General features: G+C 69.9%; 19 protein-coding genes and 2 tRNA genes. 15 read left to right on the forward strand and 6 right to left on the reverse strand.

The features are described from left to right. Window positions 1-49: 49 nt before the first annotated feature. The gene (locus ABIQ69_RS07465) at window positions 50-709 is read left to right on the forward strand and encodes a response regulator transcription factor (RefSeq protein WP_350349733.1); all 660 of its coding nucleotides are present in this window, start codon (window positions 50-52) and stop codon (window positions 707-709) included. A gap of 18 nt (window positions 710-727) precedes the next feature. On the opposite strand, the gene ABIQ69_RS07470 is transcribed toward ABIQ69_RS07465, so the two are convergent. The 3 genes from ABIQ69_RS07470 to ABIQ69_RS07480 all read right to left on the reverse strand — a co-directional run bounded on the left by ABIQ69_RS07470 (window position 728) and on the right by ABIQ69_RS07480 (window position 2163). Then, window positions 728-1423: a hypothetical protein gene (locus ABIQ69_RS07470; protein WP_350349734.1), complete on the reverse strand. Its 696-nt coding sequence runs from the start codon at window positions 1421-1423 to the stop codon at window positions 728-730. A 66-nt stretch (window positions 1424-1489) separates the two neighbouring features. Continuing rightward, on the reverse strand, window positions 1490-1978 hold the full coding sequence (locus tag ABIQ69_RS07475) for a DNA starvation/stationary phase protection protein (RefSeq protein ID WP_350349735.1): 489 nt from the start codon (window positions 1976-1978) through the stop codon (window positions 1490-1492). A 111-nt stretch (window positions 1979-2089) separates the two neighbouring features. After that, window positions 2090-2163, reverse strand: a tRNA-Gly gene (locus ABIQ69_RS07480). A 201-nt stretch (window positions 2164-2364) separates the two neighbouring features. Here ABIQ69_RS07480 and ABIQ69_RS07485 point away from each other — a divergent pair. The 8 genes from ABIQ69_RS07485 (at window position 2365) to clpX (ending at window position 8012) form a co-directional block, all read left to right on the forward strand. Beyond that, window positions 2365-2439, forward strand: a tRNA-Pro gene (locus tag ABIQ69_RS07485). 50 nt (window positions 2440-2489) lie between these two features. Beyond that, window positions 2490-3962: a trigger factor gene (tig, locus tag ABIQ69_RS07490; protein ID WP_350349736.1), complete on the forward strand. Its 1473-nt coding sequence runs from the start codon at window positions 2490-2492 to the stop codon at window positions 3960-3962. A gap of 63 nt (window positions 3963-4025) precedes the next feature. Further along, window positions 4026-4520 (forward strand): tetratricopeptide repeat protein, encoded by a 495-nt coding sequence (locus tag ABIQ69_RS07495; protein WP_350349737.1) that lies wholly within the window; start codon window positions 4026-4028, stop codon window positions 4518-4520. 73 nt (window positions 4521-4593) lie between these two features. Beyond that, window positions 4594-5181, forward strand: a complete 588-nt coding sequence (locus ABIQ69_RS07500) for an ATP-dependent Clp protease proteolytic subunit (RefSeq protein ID WP_350349738.1) — start codon at window positions 4594-4596, stop codon at window positions 5179-5181. A 19-nt stretch (window positions 5182-5200) separates the two neighbouring features. Continuing rightward, window positions 5201-5869: an ATP-dependent Clp protease proteolytic subunit gene (locus ABIQ69_RS07505; protein WP_350349739.1), complete on the forward strand. Its 669-nt coding sequence runs from the start codon at window positions 5201-5203 to the stop codon at window positions 5867-5869. Window positions 5870-5882: 13 nt separating this feature from the next. Further along, entirely contained in the window at window positions 5883-6296 is a 414-nt protein-coding gene (locus tag ABIQ69_RS07510) for an AAA family ATPase (RefSeq protein ID WP_350349740.1), read from the forward strand. Next, window positions 6238-6633, forward strand: a complete 396-nt coding sequence (locus tag ABIQ69_RS07515; protein WP_350349741.1) for an AAA family ATPase — start codon at window positions 6238-6240, stop codon at window positions 6631-6633. The genes ABIQ69_RS07510 and ABIQ69_RS07515 overlap by 59 nt, the downstream gene beginning before the upstream one ends. Window positions 6634-6737: 104 nt before the next feature. Continuing rightward, complete coding sequence (gene clpX / locus ABIQ69_RS07520) at window positions 6738-8012, forward strand: ATP-dependent Clp protease ATP-binding subunit ClpX (RefSeq protein ID WP_350349742.1); 1275 nt, start codon at window positions 6738-6740, stop codon at window positions 8010-8012. 53 nt (window positions 8013-8065) lie between these two features. Here the strand turns inward: clpX and ABIQ69_RS07525 are convergent, their stop codons facing one another. Both ABIQ69_RS07525 and sepH read right to left on the reverse strand, forming a co-directional pair. Continuing rightward, window positions 8066-8350, reverse strand: coding sequence for a hypothetical protein (locus ABIQ69_RS07525; RefSeq protein WP_350349743.1), 285 nt, complete (start codon window positions 8348-8350; stop codon window positions 8066-8068). A gap of 106 nt (window positions 8351-8456) precedes the next feature. Next, window positions 8457-9566, reverse strand: coding sequence for a septation protein SepH (gene sepH / locus ABIQ69_RS07530; RefSeq protein ID WP_350349744.1), 1110 nt, complete (start codon window positions 9564-9566; stop codon window positions 8457-8459). 194 nt (window positions 9567-9760) lie between these two features. Between sepH and ABIQ69_RS07535 the strand changes: the two genes are divergently transcribed. Then, window positions 9761-10054 carry a DUF4193 domain-containing protein gene (locus tag ABIQ69_RS07535; protein WP_350349745.1) on the forward strand — a complete coding sequence of 98 codons (294 nt, stop codon included), beginning with the start codon at window positions 9761-9763 and terminating at the stop codon, window positions 10052-10054. Window position 10055: 1 nt separating this feature from the next. Here ABIQ69_RS07535 and ABIQ69_RS07540 read toward each other — a convergent pair whose 3' ends face one another. Further along, window positions 10056-10517: a DUF3093 domain-containing protein gene (locus ABIQ69_RS07540; protein ID WP_350349746.1), complete on the reverse strand. Its 462-nt coding sequence runs from the start codon at window positions 10515-10517 to the stop codon at window positions 10056-10058. Window positions 10518-10555: 38 nt separating this feature from the next. Between ABIQ69_RS07540 and dut the strand changes: the two genes are divergently transcribed. The 5 genes from dut (at window position 10556) to dxs (ending at window position 17521) form a co-directional block, all read left to right on the forward strand. Next, window positions 10556-11014, forward strand: coding sequence for a dUTP diphosphatase (gene dut / locus ABIQ69_RS07545; protein ID WP_350349747.1), 459 nt, complete (start codon window positions 10556-10558; stop codon window positions 11012-11014). Beyond that, window positions 11011-11631, forward strand: coding sequence for a DUF3710 domain-containing protein (locus tag ABIQ69_RS07550; RefSeq protein WP_350349748.1), 621 nt, complete (start codon window positions 11011-11013; stop codon window positions 11629-11631). The genes dut and ABIQ69_RS07550 overlap by 4 nt, the downstream gene beginning before the upstream one ends. Beyond that, entirely contained in the window at window positions 11628-12428 is an 801-nt protein-coding gene (locus tag ABIQ69_RS07555; protein ID WP_350349749.1) for a DUF3159 domain-containing protein, read from the forward strand. The genes ABIQ69_RS07550 and ABIQ69_RS07555 overlap by 4 nt, the downstream gene beginning before the upstream one ends. A 158-nt stretch (window positions 12429-12586) precedes the next feature. Further along, window positions 12587-15400 (forward strand): aconitate hydratase AcnA, encoded by a 2814-nt coding sequence (acnA, locus tag ABIQ69_RS07560; RefSeq protein ID WP_350349750.1) that lies wholly within the window; start codon window positions 12587-12589, stop codon window positions 15398-15400. Window positions 15401-15574: 174 nt separating this feature from the next. After that, window positions 15575-17521: a 1-deoxy-D-xylulose-5-phosphate synthase gene (dxs, locus tag ABIQ69_RS07565; RefSeq protein WP_350349751.1), complete on the forward strand. Its 1947-nt coding sequence runs from the start codon at window positions 15575-15577 to the stop codon at window positions 17519-17521. Window positions 17522-17567: the final 46 nt, after the last annotated feature.

The following is a 17567-nucleotide window of genomic DNA, read 5'->3' on the forward strand; positions in this document are numbered from 1 at the left end:
CCGGGCGCCCGCTCGCGGCGTGCGCTCCGGTGCTCGCTACGCTGAAGGGATGACCGACCGAGACCGGCCGCTGCGCATCGTGCTCGCCGAGGACTCCGTGCTGCTCCGCGAAGGCCTCGTCCGGCTCTTCGACGAGGCCGGCTTCGAGACCGGGGGCGCCTATGGCGACGCCGACGCCCTGCTCGCCGCGATCGACGACGTCCGGCCCGACCTGGCGGTCCTCGACGTGCGGATGCCGCCGACATTCCGGGACGAGGGCGTGCGCGCCGCGATCGAGCTGCGCCGGCGCTCGCCCGGGCTCGGCGTGCTGCTGCTCAGCCAGTACGTCGAGGGCACGTACGCGCACGAGCTCCTGTCGTCGGGGGAAGGCGGCATGGGGTATCTGCTGAAAGACCGGGTCGCTTCGCTGGAGGAGCTGGAGGACGCCGTGGAGCGCGTGAGCGCCGGCGGCACCGTGCTCGACCCGCAGGTGGTGAAGGAGCTGCTGTCGCGGCGCGGCGATCCGCTCGCCTCGCTCACGCCTCGCGAGCGCGAGGTGCTCCAGCTCATGGCGGAGGGACGCACGAACCAGGGCATCGCCGCCCAGCTCTTCATCGGCGTCGGCGCGGTCGAGAAGAACGTCACGTCGATCTTCCAGAAACTCGGCCTCGAGGACTCGGGCACCGACCACCGCCGGGTGCTCGCGGTGCTCGCCTGGCTGCAGCGGTAGTCGCCCTCGCCCGCGCGGTCAGCGCGACCGGCGGAGCGGCTCATGCATGCGGAACGCGTCGCGATACGAGCGGTACCCGCGCACGAGCCAGAGCACCAGCAGCAGCAGCGCCACGGCGGCGCCGATCGTCACCGCGAGCCAGGTGGCGCCGCCGAGCGCGGCGGCGATACCGCCCGCCAACAGTCCCGTGACGGCGGACTGCACGAGCGCGATGAGCATCATCGAGCTCGCGAGCACCTGGCTGCCCGAGCCGCGATCACCGAAGTAGTGATAGGTGCGGCGCGAACCTGCTTCGTCGTCGGCGGGCGACATGAGCAGGTACGGCGCCAGGCCGGGGTCGAGGTCGAGGTAGGCGCCCCGGAGCCGGTTCATCGCCACGACGTACATGAGGTCCTCGGTGCCCGTGTTGAACACGCGGAGCGCGGTGACGTAGCCGAGTAGGCAGAGCAGGAGCAGCACGCCGAGCGCGGCCACGCCGAACCAGCCGCGGAACCCGGTCGCCTGACCGAGCACCCCGAGCGTCACGAGGCCGGCCGAGACGAGGGTCAGGAAGATGGCGATGCGCGTCAGCACTTCGCTCTGCGTGGTCGACCGCGAGGCGAGCAGACTCCAGTGCTCGGTCGCGAGCAGCTGGGCGCGCAGCGCGCGCTGCGCGTCGGTCAGCCCGGCGCCGTCGCCCGGAACGGGGACGGGCCCGGGGGCATCCGCCGTCATAGCGGCATTCTGCACCCGGGCCCGTCGGCCCGCCAGCGCCGGTCGGCCGGCGCCACGGCTGGATGGTTACTTGACCGCGACGTGCGCGGAGAGGAACCAGCGGTCCTTGTCGAGACCGCGTCGGATCTCGATCACGACGTCCTGGCTGGCCGGGTCGAGCTCCTCGAGCCCGGCGATGGCCTCGTTGACCTTCTCGGTCGCGAGGTCGATCTGCGCCACGACGACGGCGATCGCCTCGTCGTATGGCAGGAAGCCGAGCTTCGGGTTCTTCGCACCGCTCTGCTCGGCGACGGTCGCGAGGCGCCCGTCGATCGGCAGCCCGAGGGCGACGACCCGCTCGGCCGCGAGGTCGGACCAGTCCTGCGCGTGCGCCACGACCTCGTCGAGCAGTTCGTGCACGGCGATGAAGTTGGTGCCGCGGACATGCCAGTGCGCCTGCTTGCCGTTGACGGCGAGCGCGACGAGTTCGTGCACGACCGGCGTCAGGTACTGGGCGACGCCTGCGGCGACGTCGGCGTTGGATCCGGTCTTCGGTGCGGTCTGGATGTCGGTCATCGTGTCCACCTTCCCTTGAGCTTGTCGGTGTCAACGCTACGCACCCGTCGGCGTATTTCAAGGGAGGGAAGGCTGGCCTCAGCTCTGGTATGGCGTGAGGCGACCGTGTCGTGGAGGGGCGGACGGGAATCGAACCCGCGTAATTAGTTTGGAAGACTAAGGCTCTACCATTGAGCTACCGCCCCGGAGCGCCCGCTCGGCGGGCACCCGGACCATGCTAATACACCGCGGATGCCCCGCTCGTCACGTGCCGTCCGCCTCGCGAAGCCGTCCCGGACGCGCGCCATGGCCGCGGGCCCGGGTGCAGTAGACTTTCCGGGGTCCATCCGCGCACCGGCCTGTTTCGGCATGCTCGCGCGGACGGGCCGACGAGTTGAGTAGCGACTCGGGGCGTAGCTCAGCTTGGCTAGAGCGCCCGCTTTGGGAGCGGGAGGTCGCAGGTTCGAATCCTGTCGCCCCGACGAGTCGTCCAGGCTCGACACGAACTTCCACACAACAGGAGATCTTCCCCATGCCGACCACTTCGGTTGAGAAGCTGAGCCCGACGCGCGCCAAGCTCACCATCTCGGTGACGCCCGAGGAGCTGAAGCCCAGCATCGCCCACGCGTACGAGCACATCGCCGAGCAGATCAACGTCCCCGGCTTCCGCAAGGGCAAGGTCCCTGCGCCGGTCATCGACCAGCGGGTCGGCAAGGCCGCCGTGCTCGAGCACGCCGTGAACGAGGGCCTCGACGGGTTCTACCGCGCCGCCGTCGCCGAGCACGAGCTGCGCCCGCTCGGCCGCCCCGCGGCCGACATCGTCGAATGGCCGAACGAGAAGGACTTCTCGGGCGACCTGCTGCTCTCCATCGAGGTCGACGTCCGCCCCGAGATCGAGCTGCCCGCATACGAGGGCCTCGAGGTCACCGTCGACGACGTCGCCATCGGCGACGACGAGGTGAACGAGGAGCTCGAGCGACTCCGCAGCCGCTTCGGCACGCTCATCACCGTCGACCGTCCGGCCAAGTCGGGCGACTTCGTCACGCTCGACCTCGTCGCGACCATCGACGGCGCCGAGGTTGACACTGCGAGCGGCATCTCCTACGAGGTCGGTTCGGGCGAGCTGCTCGAGGGCATCGACGAGGCGCTCGACTCGCTGACCGCAGGCGAGACGACGACGTTCGCGTCGAAGCTCCTCGGCGGCGAGCACGAGGGCGAGACCGCCGAGATCACCGTCACCGTCACCGCCGTCAAGGAGCGCGAGCTTCCCGAGGCCGACGACGACTTCGCGCAGATCGCGAGCGAGTTCGACACCCTCGCCGAGCTCACCGACTCCCTCAAGGAGCAGGTCGCCCGCAACAAGACCTTCGGCCAGGGCACCCAGGCTCGCGACCTCTTCGTCGAGAAGCTGCTCGAACTGGTCGACGTCCCCGTCGCCGACAGCGTCATCGAGGACGAGGTGCACCGCCACCTCGAGAGTGAGAACCGCCTCGAGGACGACGAGCACCGCGCCGAGGTGACCGAGGCCAGCACGAAGGCGTTCAAGACGCAGATCGTGCTCGACAAGATCGCCGAGGCCGAGGACGTCAAGGTCAGCCAGGAGGAGCTCACGCAGTACCTCGTGCAGGGCGCCGCGCAGTACGGCATGGACCCGAACGAGTTCGTGCAGATCCTCAGCCAGCAGGGCCAGATTCCCGCGATGGTCGGCGAGGTCGCCCGCAACAAGGCGCTCGCGATCGCGCTCGGCAAGGCCAAGGTGACGGATGCCTCGGGCAACCCGGTCGACCTCTCGGAGTTCACCGCCGTTCCCGGTGACGACGAGGCCGAAGCTGAGGCCGAAGTCGTCGAGCAGGCCGAGGAGATCGTCGAGGAGGCCGAGGCCGCCGAGGCGAAGCCCGCGCCGAAGAAGCGCGCCGGGAAGAAGGCCGCCGCAGACGAGGGCGACGCGCCCGCCGAGAAGAAGCCCGCGCGCAAGCGCGCCGCGAAGTCGGCCGACGCCGAGTAGTCGCCGTACATGAAGGGGCCGGGAGTGATCCCGGCCCCTTCGCCGTCCCGGGAGGAACGCACCATGCACGACTGGCAGACGCGGGTCGACGCCGTCTGGCGGGACGCGAACGCGCTCGGCGACGACGCGGTGCTCGAGCGGATCGCGGCGCTCGCGGCGGAGCTGCCCGCCGACGACCCCCGCGGTCCCTTCGAGCTCGCCGGCGCCTACGACTCCGCCGGCCGCGAGGCCGAGGCGGAGCCGCACTACCGCCGTGCGCTCGAGTCGGGGCTCGGCGGCCGGCAGCGGGTGGAGTGCCTCATCCAGCTCGCCTCGACCCTGAGGAACCTCGGGCGGCCTGAGGAGTCCATCGCCCTCCTCGACGAGGCGGCGCGGGAGCCGCACGACCTCGGGGACGCGGTTTCCGCCTTCCGCGCGCTGGCCCTCACGAGCGCGGGGCGCCCCGACGCCGCGGCATCCGTCGCCCTCGCCGTCCTCGCTGCGCACCTGCCCCAGTACGGCCGCGCGGTCGCCGCGTACGCGGCGGAACTCGACTCGGGCGACGCGCCATCCGCCTAGGGCGAACACCCCCGTTCGGCCGTGTTGCACCGGATAGATTCGAGTGAACGTGACAACGAACGGAGCGAATTCCATGGCCGAACCGACACTGCAGCCCGGTGTGTTCGATCGACTGCTGAAGGACCGCATCATCTGGCTCGGCTCCGAGGTGCGCGACGACAACGCCAACGAGATCGCCGCCAAGCTGCTGCTCCTCGCCGCCGAGGACCCCAAGAAGGACATCTACCTCTACGTCAACTCGCCCGGCGGCTCGATCACGGCCGGCATGGCCATCTACGACACCATGCAGTTCGTGCCGAACGACATCGTCACCGTGGGCATCGGCATGGCGGCCTCCATGGGCCAGCTGCTGCTCACCGCCGGCACCAAGGGCAAGCGGTACATCACGCCGAACGCGCGCGTCCTGCTGCACCAGCCGCACGGCGGCTTCGGCGGTACCGCGAGCGACATCCAGACCCAGGCGCAGCTCATCCTCGACATGAAGAAGCGGCTCGCGGAGATCACGGCGGCGCAAACCGGCAAGACGGTCGAGCAGATCAACCGCGACGGCGACCGCGACCGCTGGTTCTCCGCCGAGGAGGCGCTCGAGTACGGCTTCGTCGACCACATCCGCGAGTCCGCGCTCGACGTGTCGGGCGGCGGCGGAACCGACCAGGCCTGAGAAGAGAGAGAACGATCGAATGAACATTCCTGCTTTCGGCGGCACCGCCTTCTCGGGCACGCAGGCGCCCGGTTCGCGCTACATCCTGCCGAGCTTCGAGGAGCGCACGGCCTACGGGTTCAAGCGTCAGGACCCGTACGCGAAGCTCTTCGAGGACCGCATCATCTTCCTCGGTGTCCAGGTCGACGACGCGTCGGCCGACGACATCATGGCCCAGCTGCTGGTCCTCGAGTCGATGGACCCCGACCGCGACATCATGATGTACATCAACTCGCCCGGTGGCTCGTTCACGGCGATGACGGCGATCTACGACACGATGCAGTACATCCGCCCGCAGATCCAGACCGTCGTGCTCGGCCAGGCGGCTTCTGCGGCCGCGGTCATCGCGGCGGCCGGCACGCCGGGTCGCCGGCTCGCGCTGCCCAACGCCCGCATCCTGATCCACCAGCCCGCGATGGGCGAGGCCGGTCACGGTCAGGCGTCGGACATCGAGATCCAGGCGGCCGAGATCCTGCGCATGCGCACGTGGCTGGAGGAGACGCTCGCCAAGCACTCCAACCGGACGCAGGAGCAGGTGAACACCGACATCGACCGCGACAAGATCCTGTCGGCCGAGGAGGCGCTCGAGTACGGCCTCATCGACCAGGTGCTGAACTCGCGGAAGACGCTCCCGGCGCTCACCCGCTGACGCACTTCCACGCATGCACGCGGCGGACGACTGGCTGGACGACAGCCGGATCGTCCGCCGCGTCGTCGTCGACGGGGCGGTCGAGCTCGATCCGGACACCTGGCCCCTCACCGTACCCGCGGTCGCCCAGGTCGTCCGCGAGGGGCTCGACCTCGGTCCGGGGCTGACCTTCCTCGTCGGCGAGAACGGCAGCGGCAAGTCCACCCTGATCGAGGGCCTGGCGATGGCGTACGGACTGCCCGCCGAGGGCGGCAGCACCAAACGGCGGCCGTGCGACTCGGCCGTCGGAGTCGCCGCTCGGCTCCTGGCTGCGCGTCGAACGGCGAGCGGGGACGCCCCGGCGGGGCTTCTTCCTCCGCGCCGAGACGATGCACGGGTACGCGACCTACCTCGACGACCTCGGCGGTCCGAGCGGGGGCCTGCATGAGCTGAGCCACGGCGAGTCGTTCAATCGGATGCTCGACGAGCAGCTGAACCATCCCGGCTACGCGCCGGGGTTCGCCTGCCTCGACGAGCCGGAGGCGGGTCTCTCGTTCGGCTCGCTGCTGCGCTGGGTGGGCTCCTTGCACGAGATGACCCGTCGCGGTGCGCAGGTGGTGTGCGCCACCCACTCGCCCGTGCTCGCCGCCGTGCCGGGCGCCACGATCCTCGAGCTCGGGGAGTGGGGCATCCGGCGCACCACGTGGGACGAACTGGAGCTCGTCGCGCACTGGCGGTCCTACCTCGCCGATCCGGCGCGGTACCTGCGCCACCTGCTCGACTGATTCGCCCAGGGCGTACGCGCGTCCGCCACGAATCTGCGCGGCTCCGCCGCAACGCCGCCCGCACGGGTTAGGCTCGGAACAGACGCGTCGAGAGGGAGGATGCGATGGCACGCATCGGGGAGAGCGCCGACCTGCTGAAGTGCTCGTTCTGCGGAAAGAGCCAGAAGCAGGTCCAGCAGCTCATCGCCGGTCCCGGCGTCTACATCTGCGACGAGTGCGTCGAGCTGTGCAACGAGATCATCGAGGAGCGGCTCGCCGAGGCCGGCGAGACCGAGTCGGGCGAGTTCGAGCTGCCGAAGCCGAAGGAGATCTTCGCCTTCCTCGAGGAGTACGTCATCGGGCAGGAGGCGGCGAAGCGGTCGCTCGCCGTGGCCGTCTACAACCACTACAAGCGGGTGCGGGCCAAGCAGACGATCACGTCGGCCGACCACCGCGACGACGTCGAGCTCGCCAAGTCCAACATCCTGCTCATCGGTCCCACGGGCTGCGGCAAGACGTACCTCGCGCAGACGTTGGCCCGCCAGCTGAACGTGCCGTTCGCCGTGGCCGACGCGACCGCGCTGACCGAGGCCGGGTACGTCGGCGAAGACGTCGAGAACATCCTGCTGAAGCTCATCCAGGCGGCCGACTACGACGTCAAGCGCGCTGAGACGGGCATCATCTACATCGACGAGGTCGACAAGATCGCGCGGAAGGCCGAGAACCCGTCGATCACGAGGGATGTCTCGGGCGAGGGCGTGCAGCAGGCGCTGCTGAAGATCCTCGAGGGCACGGTCGCCTCGGTGCCGCCGCAGGGCGGCCGCAAGCACCCGCATCAGGAGTTCATCCAGATCGACACGACGAACGTCCTGTTCATCGTTGCGGGTGCCTTCGCCGGGCTGGAGGACATCATCTCCTCGCGGGCCGGCAAGCGGGGCATCGGCTTCGGTGCGCCGCTGCACAGCAAGAACGATCAGGCCGATATTTTCAGCGAGGTCCTTCCCGAGGATCTCCACAAGTTCGGCCTCATCCCCGAGTTCATCGGTCGTCTGCCCGTCGTCACGACCGTGTCGCCGCTCGACCGTGATGCCCTGATGGAGATCCTCACCGAGCCGAAGAATGCGCTGGTGAAGCAGTACCAGCGCATGTTCGAGCTCGACGGGGTGCAGCTGGACTTCGAGCAGGAGGCGCTCGAGGCGATCGCCGACCTGGCGGTGCTCCGTCAGACGGGCGCCCGCGGCCTTCGCGCGATCATGGAGGAGGTGCTCGGCCCGATCATGTTCGAGGTGCCGAGCACGACCGGTGTCGCCCGCGTGGTCGTCACCCGTGCCGCTGTGCTGGACAATGCCGCGCCGACCATCGTGCCGCAGAAGCCGCGACGCGCGGAGAAGTCGGCCTAGGTACCGTCGTCGGCGCGTCGGCGCGCCGGCGCGCCGGCGTCACGTTCGCCCCGTCAGTCGAACACGCGCAGAAGCCGCCAGCGACGGCCGTCGTGGCCGACGTCGAAGACATGCGTCTCGCCGTCCTCGGCGCTCGCCTGGAAGCGCCAGCCCGCGATGGCGAGCGGACCGTGCCCGGGGGTCACGTCGTGCCCGGCGAACGGCTCCCACCACTCAGCCGGGCCGACGAGCGGGGTCGGCATGTCGGTCACGCGGAAGCGCCGAGCCCGCCAGACGAGGCGCTCGGGCTCGCCGCTCTCGGCCGCCCACAGCTCCACGAACTCCTGCACTCGGGGCACGGCATACCTCGCATTCGAACAGATATTCGAATGCTAGCACCGCGACGGGCGCGCTTCGACGTCCGAACGTGCCGGGATTCCGGACGAGCGCTCGAGGGCTGCGACGTCAGGCGAGGTCGTCGTCGGTGCGGGCGCCGAAGACGATCTCGTCCCAGCTGGGCATCGACGCGCGACCCTTGCGGCCGGCGTTCCGACCGGACCCGGTGGACGCCTTGCTCCAGAGTGAGCGGGCCGCCGCGCCCGGCGACTCCTCCGGCGGAGCGGTCTCAGGGGTCGGGGCGGACTCGGCGGCCGGCTGCGCGTGCACAGGCCGGGACGGCGACTCAGGCGCCACGGGAGCGGAGGGCAGCGGCTGCTGTTCGCCGGTCGCGGCTTCGCGCTCACCGCGGCGCCGGCGGAGCGCTTCGAGCAGGTCGGCCGTCTCGCCGTGGGCCTGGGCGGGTTCGTCGGCCCGCTTGATCGCGGCGCGGGTCACCGCGGGGCTCGAGGGCTGCGGCGCGAGCGGGGTGGGCCGGCCGTACGGCAGCGGCTCGAGCTGCGGCTGTGTGTCCTGGTCGGAGCCCGGCTCGGCCTCCTCGAAGGTGAACGCGCCGCTGTCGAACCGCGACTGGTCGGGGTCGCCGCCGACGGCTCGCAGGCGGGGGATCAGCCCGTCCTTCAGCTCGCCCTGCTGCGAGAGGGTGATCGCCTCGGAGTTGATCGGCTGCAGTGCGCGGCGACGGAGGTCGAAGCTCCAGCGTGCGTCGTGGTCGATGGTGTCGGCGGTGAACTCGAGCTTGATGATCCAGCCGCGTTCCTCGTCCTTCCAGCTCGCCCAGCGTTCGCCGTGGGCATCGAGCTTCGCGAGGCGTTCCCGGATCACCGTGCCGAACGAGAGGGGCTCGTCGGCCGGGTCGACGTCGCCCGCGACGTGCACGGGCACCGCCAGCGCGGAGGTCACCATGTGTTCGCGCTCGGCGATCACCGGACCCTCGAACCGCCGGATGTAGTCGACGGACGCGCCGGTGAGCCGCGCCACCTCCTCGGCGGAGAGCCCGGAGCGGATCTGGGCCTGCACCTCGCGGGGCGAGAGCTTCGGGCCCTGGTGGGTCTCGGGCTGCGCCTGGCGGATCCGCGACTGCAGCACGTCGTCGATCTCGATCCGGAAGCGCGCGCCATCTTCGGAGGCGGCGACGAGTGCGCCGTTCTCCACGCCGATCACCTTGAGTTCTTGCATCGCGACAAGCCCTTCCGTGCTTTCGTCTCCGCCCAAGGATGCCACGCCCGCAGGCCGACCGCGGGAATAGCCCGGGCGTGCCGGAAGTTGCACGAGTGACCGGTCGGAGCGACCACCGCGGAAGTTTGCCAATGACCGGCTTTTCGTGCAAACTATGGCCGCCGAATTCTCGGCGCCACGAAGAATGGATGGGCATGGCAACGGATTACGACGCACCGCGGAAGACCGAAGACGACTCCGAGTCGATCGAGGCCCTCAAGGAGCGCGTTCCCGACAAGCTCTCGGGACAGGTCGACGTCGAAGACGCCGACAACCCCGGCAGCTTCGACCTGGCCGGAGCCGACCTGTCCGACGTCGAGCTCGACGTCGTCGTGCTCCCGCCGCAGGCGGATGAGTTCACCTGTGTGAGCTGCTTCCTCGTGAAGCATCGCTCGCAGATCGACCACGAGACCAAGCTCGGACCGATCTGCCTGGAGTGCGCCTCCTGAGCTAGTCGGTCGTCTCCGCATCGGGCCGCCGCGATCCATTGATCGCGGCGGCCAGTTCGTTGGGCCGTCGGCTCGAGACGAGCCAGTAGGGCGTCGGGTCGGCGGGGTCGGCGATGGGGATCCGCACGACGGGGCGGATCCATCCTCGGATGACGAGGAACGCCCGGGCGTCGAGGCCGGTGCCGAGCTCGGTACGGGCTGCGTCGCCTTCGGCCGCCACCGCCTCGCCGGTCAGGGCCGTGGCGATCTCTGCCCGGCCCGCTCGCAGGCGCCCGTCCGCCACCTCGACGACCGGTGCGGTGAGCGAGAGCGCCCCCACCCCGCCGAGGTAGAGCACGAGGCCGGTGACGATGCCGGCGGGCAGCGAGACCGGCGCCAGCACCAGGATGCTGGCGGGGATGAGCAGCAGGCTCGAGACGTAGATCCACGGTGACGGCCACATGCGCTCGCGATAGTCGGGCATGGCTCTATTCGACCAGACTTCTGCACTACCCTCGAACGGTGACCGATTCCGTCGATGTGCTGATCACGGCCGAGCGCGTCCCCACCTACGCTCACCCGGGCGATGCGGGCGCCGACCTCCACGCCGCCGAGTCGCTCGTGCTCGAGCCGGGCCAGCGGGCCACGGTGGGCACCGGGGTGTCGATCGCGCTGCCCGACGGCTACGTCGCCTTCGTCGTGCCGCGATCGGGACTCGCGTTCAAGCACGGCATCACCATCGTCAACGCCCCGGGCACCGTCGACGCCGGATATCGCGGCGAGATCAAGGTCGCCCTGCTGAACACCGACGCCCGCGAGCCGTACCGCATCGAGGCCGGCGATCGCATCGCCCAGGTCGTGGTGATGCCGGTCAGCCGGGCGCGATTCGTCGAGGTCGAGCGGCTGCCCGGCAGCCTTCGCGGCGAGGGCGGGTTCGGCTCGACCGGGTTCGGGGAGCACAAGTCAGGAGTGAACGCGTGAGCGACATCGAGAACGTGGGCGACGCCCCCGTCGACCAGCCGAAGTCGGCGCCCGCCGACCGCGAGACGGCGGGTCCGCTCGACGAGGCCGAGGCCAACCCCGTCCGACCGTACGTCGACCTCGGCGGGGTGAAGGTGCTGCCCCGCGAGGGACTGCACCTGCGCCTCGAGATCGAGGAGGGGACGAAGCGCGTCGTGGCGATCGGCCTCGATTATGCCAACTCCACGCTGCAGGTCCAGCCGTTCGCCGCGCCGCGGTCGAGCGGGCTCTGGCACGAGATCCGGGCGCAGATCGCCGACCAGATCGCCAGGCAGGGCGGCACGACGACCGTGCGCGAGGGCGCGTTCGGTCCCGAGCTGCTGGCGCAGATCCCCGTCGCGGCCACCGCTGACCAGCCCGCGCACATGCGGCTCGCCCGGTTCGTCGGCGTCGACGGCCCGCGCTGGTTCCTGCGGGGCGTCATCGCGGGCGAGGCGGCCGTCGAGCCCGGCGCTGCCGCGCAGGTCGAAGACCTCTTCCGTTCCATCGTCGTCGTGCGCGGCACGACGCCCATGCCGCCGCGGGATCTCATCCCGCTGCGGATGCCGGCGACCGGCACGCCCGGCCAGACGCGGTGACGGCCGAGCCGGACGACGCGCGCCGTCGGGACGACCGGGGCGATGACGCCGCGCGCGCCGACGACGCCAGCGCCGGGCAGCCCGATCTGAAGGCGGAGTTCGCGCGTCAGTTCTCCGCTGCGGCCGAGCGCAGCGGGCTCGGCGGGCTCGCGCGCGACGAGCAGCTGACCGGCCGAGACATCCTCGCCGCCGTCGGCGGAGTCCGGGGCATCCTCGAGGCGCTGCTGCCCGGCCTCGTCTTCCTCGTGGTGTACTCCGTGCTCACCAGCTTCGGCGGTACCGACCCCCAGGCGGCGCTCGTGCCCTCGCTCGGGGCATCCGTTGGGCTCGCGGTGGTGTTCACCGTCGCCCGTGTCGTGGTGAAGGGGCAGCCGACCCAGGCCATCGCGGGCCTCGTGGGCGTCCTGCTGTCCGCGGCGCTCGCGCTGTGGTCGGGCGATGCGCGTGACAACTACGTGCTCGGCTTCTTCACCAATGCCGGGTATGCGCTGGCGCTCCTCGTCTCCATGGTCGTGCGGTGGCCGGCCATCGGGCTCATCGTCGGCTTCCTCGTCGGCGACGGCACCGCCTGGCGCTCCGAGCGCCGCAAGGTGCGGCTCGCGCAGATCCTCACCCTGTCGTGGATCGGCTTCTTCGTGCTCCGCCTGGTGGTGCAGGTGCCGCTGTATTTCGTCGAGAACGTGCAGGCGCTCGGGCTCACTCGCCTCCTCATGGGTGTCCCGCTCTATGCCCTGATGCTCGTCTTCACCTGGCTCGTGGTACGTGCGGCGTGGGCGCCGCGACGCTCCGGCGAGTGATACAGTTATCTCGACGTCGAGATAAATTTCCGGGCAGGCGACCGCAGGCCCGCGGGCTGACCGCTTAGGTTACCCTTGCTGGAACAGCCCCATGTCTGACGAGCAAGATCGAGTTGCCGCGCGTTCACATGCCCGGCATCCGCGAAGGAGAGGACATCGTGTCTGCAGTGAACAGTTTCGGGGCGAAGGACACGCTCCACGTCGGTGAGACGGCGTACGAGATCTTCCGGGTCGACACCGTCCCCGGCTACGAGAAGCTCCCCTTCAGCCTGAAGGTGCTGCTGGAGAACCTGCTCCGCACCGAGGACGGCGCGAACGTCACCAAGGAGCAGATCCAGGCGCTCGGCTCGTGGGTGCCGACGGCCGAGCCCGACACCGAGATCCAGTTCACGCCGGCGCGCGTCGTCATGCAGGACTTCACGGGCGTGCCCTGCATCGTCGACCTCGCGACGATGCGCGAGGCCGTCGTCGGCCTCGGCGGCGACCCCAACAAGATCAACCCGCTCTCGCCGGCCGAGATGGTGATCGACCACTCGGTCATCGCCGACCTCTTCGGCACCGAGAACGCGCTGGAGCGCAACGTCGAGATCGAGTACGAGCGCAACGGCGAGCGGTACCAGTTCCTCCGCTGGGGCCAGACGGCGTTCGACGACTTCAAGGTCGTGCCGCCGGGCACCGGCATCGTGCACCAGGTGAACATCGAGCACCTCGCGAAGGTCACCTACACCCGCACGGTCGACGGAGTGCTCCGCGCCTACCCCGACACCTGCGTCGGCACCGACTCGCACACCACGATGGTCAACGGCCTCGGCGTGCTCGGCTGGGGCGTCGGCGGCATCGAGGCCGAGGCCGCCATGCTCGGACAGCCCGTATCGATGCTCATCCCCAAGGTCGTCGGCTTCAAGCTCTCGGGCGAGATCCCGACCGGTGTGACCGCGACCGACGTCGTGCTCACGATCACCGACATGCTGCGCCAGCACGGCGTGGTCGGCAAGTTCGTCGAGTTCTACGGCTCGGGCGTGGCCTCGGTGCCGCTCGCCAACCGCGCGACCATCGGCAACATGAGCCCCGAGTTCGGCTCGACCGCCGCCATCTTCCCGATCGACGAGGTCACTCTCGACTACCTGCGCCTCACCGGCCGCAGCGAGGAGCAGGTCGCCCTCGTCGAGGCGTACTCGAAGGCTCAGACGCTCTGGCACGACGCCTCGCACGAGCCGGTCTACTCCGAGTACCTCGAGCTAGACCTCGCCACGGTCGTTCCCTCGATCGCCGGGCCGAAGCGCCCGCAGGACCGCATCGTCCTCTCCCAGGCGAAGCAGCAGTTCGAGCAGGACCTCACGAACTACACCGAGGTCACCCACGACCTCGTCGACCTCGAGATCGCCGAGTCGTTCCCCGCGTCCGACCCGCCCGCGAACTCGCCCGAAGACGAGTACAGCAGCCACGTGCACCACCACCACTCGCACGCGCCGAAGTCGGCGTCCAAGCCGACGCGCGTTGAGCAGGCAGACGGCTCGGCGTACACGCTCGACCATGGCGCGGTCACCATCGCGGCGATCACCTCGTGCACCAACACGTCGAACCCGTCGGTGATGCTCGCCGCCGGCCTGCTCGCCCGCAACGCGGTGAAGAAGGGCCTGAAGGCGAAGCCGTGGGTGAAGACCACGCTCGCTCCCGGTTCGAAGGTCGTCACCGAGTACTACGAGAAGGCCGGCCTCACGAAGGACCTCGAAGACCTCGGGTTCTACACCGTCGGCTACGGCTGCACGACCTGCATCGGCAACTCGGGCCCGCTCATCGAGGAGGTCTCGGCTGCGGTGCAGCAGAACGACCTCGCGGTGACCGCGGTGCTCTCCGGCAACCGCAACTTCGAGGGCCGCATCAACCCCGACGTGAAGATGAACTACCTCGCGAGCCCGCCGCTCGTGATCGCGTACTCGCTCGCCGGGTCGATGAACTTCGACTTCGAGACCGACCCGCTCGGTCAGGACTCCGACGGCAACGACGTGTTCCTGAAGGACATCTGGCCCGACGCGGCCGAGGTGCAGAAGACCATCGACGAGTCGATCAACGAGGAGATGTTCACGCGCCAGTACGCGAGTGTCTTCGAGGGCGACGAGCGGTGGCGGACCCTGCCGACGCCCACCGGCGCGACCTTCGAGTGGAACGCGGAGTCCACGTACGTCCGCAAGCCTCCGTACTTCGAGGGCATGACGATGGAGATCACCCCCGTGACCGACATCGTCGGCGCGCGCGTGCTCGCGAAGCTCGGCGACTCGGTCACGACCGACCACATCTCGCCGGCGGGTTCGATCAAGGCCGACAGCCCGGCCGGTCGGTACCTGACCGAGCACGGCGTCGACCGCAAGGACTTCAACTCCTACGGCTCGCGTCGCGGCAACCACGAGGTGATGATCCGCGGCACGTTCGCGAACATCCGGCTGAAGAACCAGCTCCTCGACGGGGTGGAGGGCGGCTACACCCGCGACTTCACGCAGGAGGGCGGCCCGCAGTCGTTCATCTACGACGCGTCGATGAACTACCAGGCGCAGGGCACGCCGCTCGTCATCTTCGGCGGCAAGGAGTACGGCTCGGGTTCGAGCCGCGACTGGGCCGCGAAGGGCACGAACCTGCTCGGCGTGAAGGCCGTCATCACCGAGAGCTTCGAGCGGATCCACCGCTCGAACCTCATCGGCATGGGCGTCGTCCCGCTGCAGTTCCCGGCGGGGGAGTCGGCCGACTCGCTCGGCCTCGATGGCACGGAGGTCGTCTCGATCACCGGCCTCGAGCAGCTGAACGAGGGTGTGACCCCGAAGACGGTCCGCGTGGTCGCCGAGCCGTCGGAGTTCTCGCCGGCCGGCAAGCAGCGGGTCGAGTTCGACGCGGTCGTCCGGATCGACACGCCCGGTGAGGCCGACTACTACCGCAACGGCGGCATCCTGCAGTACGTGCTGCGGAGCCTGGTCGCGTAGACCGTTCAGAGACTGCCCGCGTCGCGGCATCCGTCATCGGATGTCGCGCGCGGGCAGTCTCGTGCGTCCAGGGCGGGTGGGGCCCCGGCACCTTCAGATGCGCCCCAGACAGGGGCGCGTAGACTCGACCCGACGCCGCCGACCGCTTCGGGGCGTCATGAAAGGCGGTTCCGGATGACCCTGCTCGAGCAGATCGGAGGCCCCCGCGACCTCGACGCGCTCTCGCAGGCCGAGCTCGGCGATCTCGCCGCGGAGATCCGCGCCTACCTCGTGCAGAACGTGGCCAAGACCGGCGGCCACCTGGGTCCGAACCTCGGCGTCGTAGAGCTCACGCTCGCCATCCACCGCGTCTTCGACTCGCCTCGCGACTCGATCGTCTTCGACACCGGCCACCAGTCGTACGTGCACAAGCTGCTGACCGGCCGGCAGGACTTCTCCACCCTGCGGCAGTCGGGCGGGCTGGCCGGGTATCCGCAGCGTTCGGAGTCCGAGCACGACATCGTCGAGAGCTCCCACGCGTCGAGTTCGCTGTCGTGGGCCGACGGCATCTCGAAGGCGTTCGAGATGACGGGCCAGAGCGACCGACACGTGGTCGCGGTCGTGGGCGACGGTGCGCTCACCGGCGGCATGACGTGGGAGGCGCTGAACAACATCTCCGACGACAACACCCGCAAGCTCGTGATCGTCGTGAACGACAACGGTCGTTCGTACGCGCCGACCATCGGCGGCATGGCGCGCTTCCTCAACTCGGTCCGCACGAAGCGCACCTACAGGTCGCTCCACCTGTCGAGCCGGCGCGTGTTCGAGCGCATGGGCGAGCCGGCGCAGGCGTTCTACCGCGGCGTCCGCGGCGGTCTGCACGGCTTCCTGTCGCGGTTCACCAACAACGAGGCCTTGTACTCCAACCTCGACATCAAGTACGTCGGACCCGTCGACGGGCACGACGAGCACGCCATGGAGGCGGCGCTCCGCCAGGCGAAGAACTACGGCGCGCCGGTCATCGTGCACGCGATCACCGACAAGGGGCGCGGGTACGAGCCGGCGCTCCGAGACGTCGCCGACCAGTTCCACGCGGTCGGCCAGATCGACCCCGAGACGGGCGAGTCGCTCGAGACCTCCTCGGCACCGTCGTGGACGAGCGTGTTCGCCGACGAGCTCGTGGCGCTGGCCGACAAGAACGACCGCCTGGTCGGCATCACGGCGGCGATGCTCCGGCCGACGGGCCTGCACCGCATGGCCGAGCGGTTCCCGACGCGTGTTTTCGACGTCGGCATCGCCGAGCAGCACGCCGTCACGTCGGCGGCGGGCCTCGCCTTCGGCGGGTTGCACCCGGTCGTCGCGGTCTACGCCACGTTCATGAACCGCGCCTTCGATCAGCTGCTGATGGATGTCGCGCTGCACCGGGCGGGCGTGACGTTCGTGCTCGATCGCGCCGGCGTCACAGGCCCCGATGGCCCGAGCCACCACGGCGTCTGGGACCTCTCGATCCTGCAGGTCGTGCCCGGTATCCGCATCGCCGCGCCGCGTGACTCGATCCGGCTCGCGGAGGAGCTCGCGGAAGCCGTCGACGTGACGGATGCCCCGACGGTGCTGAGGTTCCCGAAGGGCACGGTCGGCACCGAGTTCGCCGCGGTGCGCCGGACGGACGACGGCGTCGACGTGCTCCTCGAGGCGGAACGGAAGGACGTGCTGATCGTCGCGGTCGGCCCGATGGCGGGCATCGCCCTCGACGTCGCGGCGCGGCTCGAGGCGCAGGGCATCGGCGCGACCGTCGTCGATCCCCGCTGGGTGGTGCCCGTGCCCCGCAGCGTGATCGAGCTCTCCGCCGAGTACCGCATCGTCGTGAGCCTGGAGGACGGCATCCGGGTCGGCGGCATCGGGACCCGCATCCGTCAGGACCTCAGGGAGGCGGGCGTCGACACGGCGGTCACCGAACTCGGTCTGCCCGACGAGTTCCTCGACCACGGGTCGCGGTCGGAGATCCTCGAACGGGTGGGCCTCACGCCGCAGCAGATCGCTCGCGACGTGACGGCCATGGTGCTCGGCAGCAAGCTTCCGCACGCCCGGGGCGCGGGCCTGGAATCGGTGTCCAGCGACACCGGGTCCCACCGCCGGCTCTGAGCGCGTTCGGACGGTGTCAGCCGTCGGCGATGGCCTCGCCCCGGGA

The organism is Agromyces sp. G08B096 (genome assembly GCF_040267705.1).
Taxonomy (GTDB): Bacteria; Actinomycetota; Actinomycetes; order Actinomycetales; family Microbacteriaceae; genus Agromyces.

What these genes read in the sequence shown, in the direction of transcription:
- ABIQ69_RS07465 (WP_350349733.1), top strand. Translation starts at nt 50, where the DNA reads ATGACCGACCGAGACCGGCCGCTGCGCATCGTGCTCGCCGAGGACTCC.
- ABIQ69_RS07470 (WP_350349734.1), bottom strand. Translation starts at nt 1,423, where the DNA reads ATGACGGCGGATGCCCCCGGGCCCGTCCCCGTTCCGGGCGACGGCGCC.
- ABIQ69_RS07475 (WP_350349735.1), bottom strand. Translation starts at nt 1,978, where the DNA reads ATGACCGACATCCAGACCGCACCGAAGACCGGATCCAACGCCGACGTC.
- tig (WP_350349736.1), top strand. Translation starts at nt 2,490, where the DNA reads ATGCCGACCACTTCGGTTGAGAAGCTGAGCCCGACGCGCGCCAAGCTC.
- ABIQ69_RS07495 (WP_350349737.1), top strand. Translation starts at nt 4,026, where the DNA reads ATGCACGACTGGCAGACGCGGGTCGACGCCGTCTGGCGGGACGCGAAC.
- ABIQ69_RS07500 (WP_350349738.1), top strand. Translation starts at nt 4,594, where the DNA reads ATGGCCGAACCGACACTGCAGCCCGGTGTGTTCGATCGACTGCTGAAG.
- ABIQ69_RS07505 (WP_350349739.1), top strand. Translation starts at nt 5,201, where the DNA reads ATGAACATTCCTGCTTTCGGCGGCACCGCCTTCTCGGGCACGCAGGCG.
- ABIQ69_RS07510 (WP_350349740.1), top strand. Translation starts at nt 5,883, where the DNA reads ATGCACGCGGCGGACGACTGGCTGGACGACAGCCGGATCGTCCGCCGC.
- ABIQ69_RS07515 (WP_350349741.1), top strand. Translation starts at nt 6,238, where the DNA reads ATGCACGGGTACGCGACCTACCTCGACGACCTCGGCGGTCCGAGCGGG.
- clpX (WP_350349742.1), top strand. Translation starts at nt 6,738, where the DNA reads ATGGCACGCATCGGGGAGAGCGCCGACCTGCTGAAGTGCTCGTTCTGC.
- sepH (WP_350349744.1), bottom strand. Translation starts at nt 9,566, where the DNA reads ATGCAAGAACTCAAGGTGATCGGCGTGGAGAACGGCGCACTCGTCGCC.
- ABIQ69_RS07535 (WP_350349745.1), top strand. Translation starts at nt 9,761, where the DNA reads ATGGCAACGGATTACGACGCACCGCGGAAGACCGAAGACGACTCCGAG.
- ABIQ69_RS07540 (WP_350349746.1), bottom strand. Translation starts at nt 10,517, where the DNA reads ATGCCCGACTATCGCGAGCGCATGTGGCCGTCACCGTGGATCTACGTC.
- dxs (WP_350349751.1), top strand. Translation starts at nt 15,575, where the DNA reads ATGACCCTGCTCGAGCAGATCGGAGGCCCCCGCGACCTCGACGCGCTC.